Raw genomic sequence first — 7,552 nt, 5'->3', positions numbered from 1 at the left:
TCCGGTGGAGCGCCTCAGCGGTGGGGGCCGTCTAAGCCACCCAAATCACCCTGTCAACCCCGGCAATCCAGCAAAACCAGATCACATAGAACCAACACCAGACAACAAAAACAGACGATCACCCAGCCAATCAGCCGGATCATCCATCCGATCATCATCCAGAAGACACAAACGCCAGCCCGCCGAACCGAAGTCCCCGCTGGCCGCCGCCGATGAACAGGGATATACGGACCAGCCCGGCGCGCGTCAACACCTAAAACGACACGTCGATGACAAAGGCCGCAGAAACCCGACGCGAGCCGCCCGCCTTCGAGGGCCGCTCAGATCCCCGCGTACCAGGGGAAGCCCAGTTCGGCGACCATGCTCCCCCTCCCCTTCCCGAAGCCATCGACGTGCTCGACGGCCTCGATCTGGGTCAGGTATTTGAGACTCTTGTAGCCGAGTTGACGCTCGACCCGCAGGCGGAGAGGCGCGCCGTGGGCGATGGGCAGGTCTCCTCCGTTCATGCCGTAGGCGAGGATCGTCTGCGGGTGCAGCGCATCGAACAGATCGTAGCTGTCCCACCAGCCGTCGACGCTGCGCATCACGATGAAACGGGCCTTGGGCTTCAACCCCACACGGGCGAGGAGATGAGCCAGGGGTACGCCCGTCCAACCCGCAATAGCCGACCACCCCTGTTCACAGCTGTGCAGCGTGATCTGTGTCCTGGCCGGCATCGCCTTGAGGTCGGAGAGGGAAAAAGCCCCCGGCTTGTCGACGAGTCCCGTGACCGGCAGCTTCCAATCGGTGAAACCGACGGCCTTCGATGTCCTGTAGCCGGGATCGTCCGGATCCGTCGTGTTGATGGTCGGAAAAACGGCGGAGATCGCTTCGGGCCCGAATTCCCGGACGAGGGGTTGTCGTCTGAGAAGCCAGCGCTGCACGGCGAAGGTCAGCCCGTTGCTCCAATCGTAGGGCGTCGCCAGGCGGCTCAGCGCCGGCGCGTCGCAGCCGCCGAGGAAACCAGCGCCGATGAGACCGGCCGACCCCGTCAGAACGCGCCGTCGGGAAAAATCGGTCATCGTTCCGTCTCCGGAGGAATGGTGAAACGCCCGGTGACCATCGAGCGCAGGAGATTACCGGCGCCGCCGACGAAGACCTGCATCACGTGGACGATCAGGAAAAGGACAAGCAGGCTGGCGACCAGGAAATGGATCGTCCGTGCGGATTGACGGCCGCCGAACACAGTGAAGAGCTCCGGGAACGCGGTCGTGAACCCCGGAGACATGGTGAGCCCGCTCAACACCATCACGGGAAACAGGATCAGGACCACGCCGAGATAGGCGAATTTCTGCAAGGCGTTGTAGCGGAGCGCCTCCTTGCCGCGCGCCTTCTCCAGTCTGAGATGATCGCCGATTTCCCGCGCGAGATGCCGGGCGGACACTTGATCCCGATCCGGCACCAAGCTCCTGCGGAGATGTCCGCTCGCCAGGATGAGTAGCAGATAAGCGAGCCCGTTGATGACGAGGATCCAGGCGGCGAGGAAATGGAGGTTCCGACCCCAGCCAGTCTGTTCCAGGTTCACCGGCAGCGGCAGTTCGATCCAGGCCGGCGCGTCGTTGGCACCCGTCTCTCCCCAGAACAGGCGCGGCAGGGCGAGAAGGATGGCGATTCCACTGACCAGCAGGACAAGGAAGGCCGCGGCATTCACCCAATGGGTCAACCTCAGCCAAGCCGGATGCCGGAATACGGTCGGACCGTTCTTCGCCCCGGCGCCCGGTTCCACCGGGACGAGTTCAGGTGATACGGATGAGGACATCGAGTCGGTACCGCTCGGTGCGACTATGATGGTCGACGCGGATGGCCCCATCGAGGAGGCCGATCAGCATGTCCGAGGCTTCGTCCCCCGTCTGCGGATAATGGGTGAGACCGGTCCAGTGAACGAGGACGACGATCCCGCCGGGGTCGAGGGCATCGAGAATGCGCTTGGTCAGATGGGCCATATCGTCGGCGTCGAGGAAGTAGAGCACCTCCGAGATCAGGATCAGGTCGAACCTGCCCTGCGGCCATTGGCCGGGAACGTGCAGACGCTCGAACCGCACGTGTGGGAGCGATTCACAGCGTCCACGCGCCTGTTCGAGGGCCTTTTCCGCCGTATCGAGGCCGATGAGAGCATCACATCGGGATGCCAGAGCCTTGGTGAACACGCCGATGGAGCAGCCGATCTCCAGCGCCGACGCGAAACGCGGCTTCGGCAACACGTCCAAGGTCGCCGCGTATTTGGCGGCCTCGTATGTGCTGGTGGTGAACTGCCAGGGGTCGGGATCGTCGGCGTAGCGGTTCTCGAAATAATCCGGCGGCATCGTCTGCGAGTGACGCGTCATGGGACATCTCCGGAGTCGCGCCAGAGATCACCGGCGGACCCGGTCTCACCAAGGACATAATGCGCGGCGGATGTCAGCGCGAAATCCGGCGCCGGCTGTCGCAAATAGGTAGCGAGATCGCGTGAGGCCCGTTCGAGGGGGTGATCGCGCAGGAAGCCCAGCAACCCCACGGAGCGTTGAGCAAGCTGCAGCACCGACAGCCCTGCGGCCTCGACGGCGGTTCGCGCCAGGTGAACGTAGGCCACGATTCGCTCAGGGCGGAGGTCGTCCTCGAATACGATGCGCGCGGCGCGCTCCACCCAGAGGCGGGCGCTCTCGGTGGCGACGAGCCCCTCCCCCAGCCGGGCCGATTGATGCGGATCGTGACCTCGCCCGGTCCGGCGCAGATGGTCGCGCCAGATATCGAGCACGGCCTCGATCCCCCCGAGCTGGACGGCGGCAAAACGCCAGGCGCCGCCGAAGAAATACGGCTGTTTGGAATAGGAATCCGCCTCGCCGAGCAGACCGTCCTGTGCGATCTCGAGCCCGGTGAGATCCACCTTTCCCGTCGCCGAGGCGCGCATTCCGTGGGCCCGCCAAGCGGAGAGATCGGCCCGCGTGCCGGATGCGAGCTCGGGCACCACCATGAAGGCGCGGTCGCCGGGGATCGTGCGGGCGGTGACCAGGGGACGGGTGACGAAGCCCGCGCCGGATGCGAGGATCTTGCCTGCCCTCAGACGATAGCCACCGGGCTGCTCGACGAGCTTCAACCCGTCATCCGCGGGCTCGGTGTTCCAGACACCGAAGAGATGCCCCCCTCGCGCATCGGCGAAAAGACGGGTGCGCTGGGAGGCGTCGCCATATCGTGCAACCAGTTGAAGGGCGTTGACATGGCCCTCGTAGAGTCGACCGAGCGCCAGGCTTCCGCTCCCGATGATACGCAGCACATCGCAGAGATCCGAGGCGCCCGGCTCCTCGCCGAGGCCGGCGCCTTGCTCGTCCCGCGGTATCGGCGCGGCGAGCAGGCCGAGCGTACGCAGATGCTCGATATCCGCGGCCGGGAACCCGCCATCATGGTCATGTTCGGCCGCCCGCGCGGCGGCGGCCCGTGCGACCATCCTCGCGGCATCGACAATGCTGTGGGCGACCCGTATCGGCTGGTCCACGCTGTTCATCCTCTCCGTGCGGCCGTCGCGCCTCGATACCGACCATTCATGACATGGGACCAGGAGGCCGGACAGATTTCGGCCTGCACTTGATCGTACGACACCCCGACGCGAACATCCGTCGTTTGTCCGCTTCCTCCTCGTCGCACGTGGCGGGATCCGAGTTCCGGTACGGAAAGATCAGAATCGATCGATCGAAAAGGAGAATAGACGCGCGCAGGTTCTTGCCTTCGGTCATCGAGGAAGCAGTGAGTTGTCTCGACAACCAGCGAAACCTTGGGCCGGTTCAACGCCATGCGGCCAAATCGTGCATTCCTGTCGCGACGCTCGATCCGCCGCGTAAAAATGCGGCCTTATCCACATCTCCGGGATAGGCGGCGGGCCTGAGATCGGGCAGCGTCGCCATGGCTCCGCATTCGCCTCGTGTAGACCCACGAGACGATGCCGGGTCGAAGCGGCTCCACGAACGATTGTCCAGGATCGATGCCCATGGCGCGAAAGCGCGCTCAACCCACCGTCGATATCCTGAGGGACGTCGTCGCCCGTCTCGGGCTTCCGCCACGGTCGGTGGACATCGAGGCACTGCGGCTTCACCTCGATCTTCCGGAATTCGGTGGCTATGTCGAGGATGCGCGTGTCGGCAAAGGGCTGCGGCGCATGAAGGCGCAAAGCGCGTTCGCGAGGACAGGCGCCGCGGCGGTGAGCAAGAGCGTGCCCGGGCTCAAGGTCACGGTCGCCGAGAACGATACCCTCCTGTGGCGAGTGCGCGTGCTGCTGCCGCTCCTCGATGGCAACCGTCTGGATGTGCGGGTGGAGGTTCCCCTGGAGGGCGTCGCGGCCGAGATCGTCGCCGGCATGGCGGAGCGCAACGACCCGACCTGGCGCATCGAGACGTTGCGACCCGCCGTGGCCGAGATCACCGCACGGACCGGACAGACGCTCCACGCCTTCATCGAACGCCTCAGGGACGCGATCACCGGGGATCTGCGCGAGGTCGGCGCCGACGCCGTCACCTATATCGATCACATGGACCGTTCCCTCCGCTCGCGGGTGTTCCATGCCGGGCCGAATCTCGGCCGTTCCATGAGCGACACCCTGGCCCCGGTGCGCAAACGCGCCAAGGTCGTCGCGCGAGAGGATTCCCGCCTGCGCCGCCTGCGCGATCAGGTCGGGTTCGGTGCTTACATCGAGAAATTCACGGTCGCCCGGCGCCTCGGCCGTCGCATCATCTTCCATATGGGGCCGACCAATTCGGGCAAGACCTACGCGGCCCTGCAATTACTCGCAGCGGCCCCGACGGGGACTTATCTCGCGCCGCTGCGGCTCCTTGCCCTCGAGAATTACGAGGGGCTCGCCGAGCGGGGCCTCAAGGCCGGGATGGTGACCGGCGAGGAAGTACTCGGCGAAGACAGGCCGACCCACACATCGCGGACTATCGAGACCGCGGATCTGATCCGGCCCGTCGATGTCGCCGTGATCGATGAGATCCAGATGCTCTCCGATCCTGACCGCGGCTGGGCCTGGACCAACGCCCTCTTCGGTATCCCGGCCAAGACCGTCGTCGTCTGCGGGTCCGACGATGCGCTCGCCGCCGTCCGGCGCGCGGCGGAGGCAGCCAACGAATCGCTCGAGGTCATCACCTTCGTTCGCAAGACGCCCCTCGTCCTTCTGGACAAGCCCGTCCCCCTCGAGGACGTCGAGCCAGGGGACGCGGTCGTCGCCTTCTCGCGACGCGCAGTGCATGAGAATCGCGAGATCCTGGTCGCCGCCGGTCACAGCGTGGCGACGATCTACGGCGCCCTGTCTCCCGAAGTTCGGAGAGCGGAAGCCGCACGGTTCCGCACCGGCGAGGCCACCGTATTGGTCACCACGGATGCGATCGGCATGGGTCTCAACCTCGGGCCTCTGAAGCGCATCGTCTTCTCCGCGACCCGCAAATGGGATGGGGTCGGCGAGCGTGCCTTGACGAATTCCGAGATTCGTCAGATCGCCGGGCGTGCCGGGCGCTTCGGCCATCAGGATGTCGGTTACGTCGCCGCCACCGACGCCGTTGGCATCGAACCGATCCGCGCCGCGCTCGCCGGAGCGCCGACGGCACCAGCCGCCGATACGCGCTTCTTCGTGCGGCCCGATCTGATCGCGATCCGCTCCGTCGCGGAGGAGATGCGCACGGCGAGCCTGCGAGAGGTCATGACGCATTTCGCGCGGTCCACCTTCTATGCCGGGTCGCCGTTCCAGCCCTCCGCCCTCGACGAAATCCTCGATGTCGCGAAGGTCATCGACCGCGCTGCCTTGCCGATCAAGGAAAAGTTCGCTTTCTCGGTCTGCCCGGTCAACCGTCGCGATGAGATCGCCATCGCCATGCTGGAACGCTGGGCGCAGGCTCGGGCCACGCGCACGACCGTTCCGGCGTTGCGCGCCAATCTCAGCGGGGAACTCGATTATCAGGAACGGACGGTGCGGCTCGCGAGTGCTTATCTCTGGCTGTCGCGCCGCTTCCCCGAAACCTTCGACGACGACGAGCAGATCCGTGCCATGCGCGGCCGGGCCAACGCCGTCATCGAGAAACATCTACGAGAGACGGCGACGCGCAAGGCCGAACGTCGGCGGTCGCGGCCGGGAGTGCGATGACTCGTCTGACTTACGCCATCGGCGACATCCACGGATGCGCCGATGCCCTCGAGCGACTCCTGGCGGAGATCGCTCGTCATTGCGGTGGTCGCGACTACCGCCTCGTCTTTCTCGGCGACTACATCGATCGCGGACCGGACAGTGCCGGCGTCCTGCGAATCCTTCAGGATCTCGATCGGACGGGAGGCGAGAAAGCCACGTTTCTCATGGGCAATCACGAGCGGATGTTGCTCGATGCCTACGAAAAGCCCTTCGGCGTCACCGCCTGGCTGGAGAATGGCGGTCGAAGCACGCTGGCGTCATTCGGCATCCGCGATCCGGAGGAGTTGCCGCGCGATGCGCTCAACTGGATGTCGGGCCTCGACACGGTCCATGAGGATGAGCGGCGCTATTTCGTCCATGCCGGGTTTCGCCCCGGAAGGCCCGGTATCGACCCGGACGTGGAGGCCAGACTCTGGATCCGAAAGCCGTTCCTCACCGAGGATTTCGATTTCGGCAAGCACGTCGTCCATGGCCACACCCCGCAAAAGACCGGCAGGCCGGACGTTCATCCCTTCCGAACGAACGTCGACACGGCCTGTGTCTTTGGATGCCTCCTCACCGCAGCCGTGTTCACTCCTGAAGCCGGCCCCGCCGTCGAGTTCCTGCAGGTTGGCATGTGAACCGGAGAGTTCGATGACCGCCTCCGTTCGGAACGACCGTTGGGGAGAGTGAAAGAATTTTTGGCGAGTAGACCGCCAAATCCATGGTGCTGCCATCCAGCAGAGTATGGGCGATTGGTTTCGGTGATGAGATCCGTGATCGGACTTATCCGCACAAGGCGGCCGTGACCTCGCGCTCATAGCTGTTTGGGGTATGATCAGCCTTGGCGGATTTCGAAAAGAGGGCGTTTACCTGCTCTTTCGATGAGGCTCATCCTATGCATCCGGTGAAGACCACAGCGCTTTCGGGCTTTGCATAAAAGGTTTGTGAAGATGGACATCGACGAGGAGAAAATCGACGCCGCTGTTCTAGCGCTCCTGCGGTTGACGCTTCACGATGAGCGTCGTGCCTGGAAGGGCTTCGACTGGAACGCGATGGAACGCCTTCACCGGAAGGGGATGATCTCCGACCCGGCGAGCAAGGCGAAGTCGGTCGTGCTGACCGACGAGGGGCTGCGTCAAGCGGAGGAACTATTTCGAGTCCTGTTCGCTCGGACCGAATGACCGCGCTGCCAAGTCTGCGGTTTGCGGGCCGGCTCTTCCCGATCCTGAGCAGTTCGACAGCGACAGCGTTTGTTTTCTCTCTATGTCATTTGACACGCAAAAGCCCGCGGCGTTTGACGCTGCGGGCTTTTGCGTGTGGTGTTCTTGTGTGTTTGGTTGCGGGGACAGGATTTGAACCTGTGACCTTCAGGTTATGAGCCTGACGAGC

The 7,552-nt window shown here is 64.4% G+C and carries 7 protein-coding genes; 3 read left to right on the top strand and 4 right to left on the bottom strand.

All coding sequences use genetic code 11. The features are described from left to right. Window positions 1-320: 320 nt before the first annotated feature. From FV220_RS22905 to FV220_RS22890, 4 genes are read right to left on the bottom strand one after another with little or no spacing between them, the layout of a single operon-like run. Window positions 321-1,061: a molybdopterin-dependent oxidoreductase gene (locus FV220_RS22905; protein WP_147833348.1), complete on the bottom strand. Its 741-nt coding sequence runs from the start codon at window positions 1,059-1,061 to the stop codon at window positions 321-323. After that, on the bottom strand, window positions 1,058-1,798 hold the full coding sequence (locus FV220_RS22900) for a cytochrome b/b6 domain-containing protein (protein ID WP_246689521.1): 741 nt from the start codon (window positions 1,796-1,798) through the stop codon (window positions 1,058-1,060). The genes FV220_RS22905 and FV220_RS22900 overlap by 4 nt, the downstream gene beginning before the upstream one ends. Further along, entirely contained in the window at window positions 1,776-2,363 is a 588-nt protein-coding gene (locus tag FV220_RS22895; RefSeq protein ID WP_056146662.1) for an SAM-dependent methyltransferase, read from the bottom strand. The genes FV220_RS22900 and FV220_RS22895 overlap by 23 nt, the downstream gene beginning before the upstream one ends. Then, window positions 2,360-3,517, bottom strand: coding sequence for an acyl-CoA dehydrogenase family protein (locus FV220_RS22890; protein ID WP_147833347.1), 1,158 nt, complete (start codon window positions 3,515-3,517; stop codon window positions 2,360-2,362). The genes FV220_RS22895 and FV220_RS22890 overlap by 4 nt, the downstream gene beginning before the upstream one ends. A gap of 480 nt (window positions 3,518-3,997) precedes the next feature. Between FV220_RS22890 and FV220_RS22885 the strand changes: the two genes are divergently transcribed. The 3 genes from FV220_RS22885 (at window position 3,998) to FV220_RS22875 (ending at window position 7,344) form a co-directional block, all read left to right on the top strand. Continuing rightward, window positions 3,998-6,139 (top strand): helicase-related protein, encoded by a 2,142-nt coding sequence (locus FV220_RS22885; RefSeq protein WP_147833346.1) that lies wholly within the window; start codon window positions 3,998-4,000, stop codon window positions 6,137-6,139. Continuing rightward, the gene (locus tag FV220_RS22880) at window positions 6,136-6,801 is read left to right on the top strand and encodes a metallophosphoesterase family protein (RefSeq protein ID WP_056161263.1); all 666 of its coding nucleotides are present in this window, start codon (window positions 6,136-6,138) and stop codon (window positions 6,799-6,801) included. The genes FV220_RS22885 and FV220_RS22880 overlap by 4 nt, the downstream gene beginning before the upstream one ends. Window positions 6,802-7,113: 312 nt before the next feature. Next, window positions 7,114-7,344 carry a DUF6429 family protein gene (locus FV220_RS22875; protein ID WP_018042288.1) on the top strand — a complete coding sequence of 77 codons (231 nt, stop codon included), beginning with the start codon at window positions 7,114-7,116 and terminating at the stop codon, window positions 7,342-7,344. The last annotated feature ends 208 nt before the right edge of the window (window positions 7,345-7,552 follow it).

The sequence above is a fragment of the Methylobacterium sp. WL19 genome (assembly GCF_008040005.1).
Classification (GTDB): Bacteria; Pseudomonadota; Alphaproteobacteria; order Rhizobiales; family Beijerinckiaceae; genus Methylobacterium; species Methylobacterium bullatum.
Note: the sequence above shows the minus strand (reverse complement) of the source record. Positions and strands in the feature narration are given on the sequence as shown.

What these genes read in the sequence shown, in the direction of transcription:
- FV220_RS22905 (WP_147833348.1), bottom strand. Translation starts at nt 1,061, where the DNA reads ATGACCGATTTTTCCCGACGGCGCGTTCTGACGGGGTCGGCCGGTCTC.
- FV220_RS22900 (WP_246689521.1), bottom strand. Translation starts at nt 1,798, where the DNA reads ATGTCCTCATCCGTATCACCTGAACTCGTCCCGGTGGAACCGGGCGCC.
- FV220_RS22895 (WP_056146662.1), bottom strand. Translation starts at nt 2,363, where the DNA reads ATGACGCGTCACTCGCAGACGATGCCGCCGGATTATTTCGAGAACCGC.
- FV220_RS22890 (WP_147833347.1), bottom strand. Translation starts at nt 3,517, where the DNA reads ATGAACAGCGTGGACCAGCCGATACGGGTCGCCCACAGCATTGTCGAT.
- FV220_RS22885 (WP_147833346.1), top strand. Translation starts at nt 3,998, where the DNA reads ATGGCGCGAAAGCGCGCTCAACCCACCGTCGATATCCTGAGGGACGTC.
- FV220_RS22880 (WP_056161263.1), top strand. Translation starts at nt 6,136, where the DNA reads ATGACTCGTCTGACTTACGCCATCGGCGACATCCACGGATGCGCCGAT.
- FV220_RS22875 (WP_018042288.1), top strand. Translation starts at nt 7,114, where the DNA reads ATGGACATCGACGAGGAGAAAATCGACGCCGCTGTTCTAGCGCTCCTG.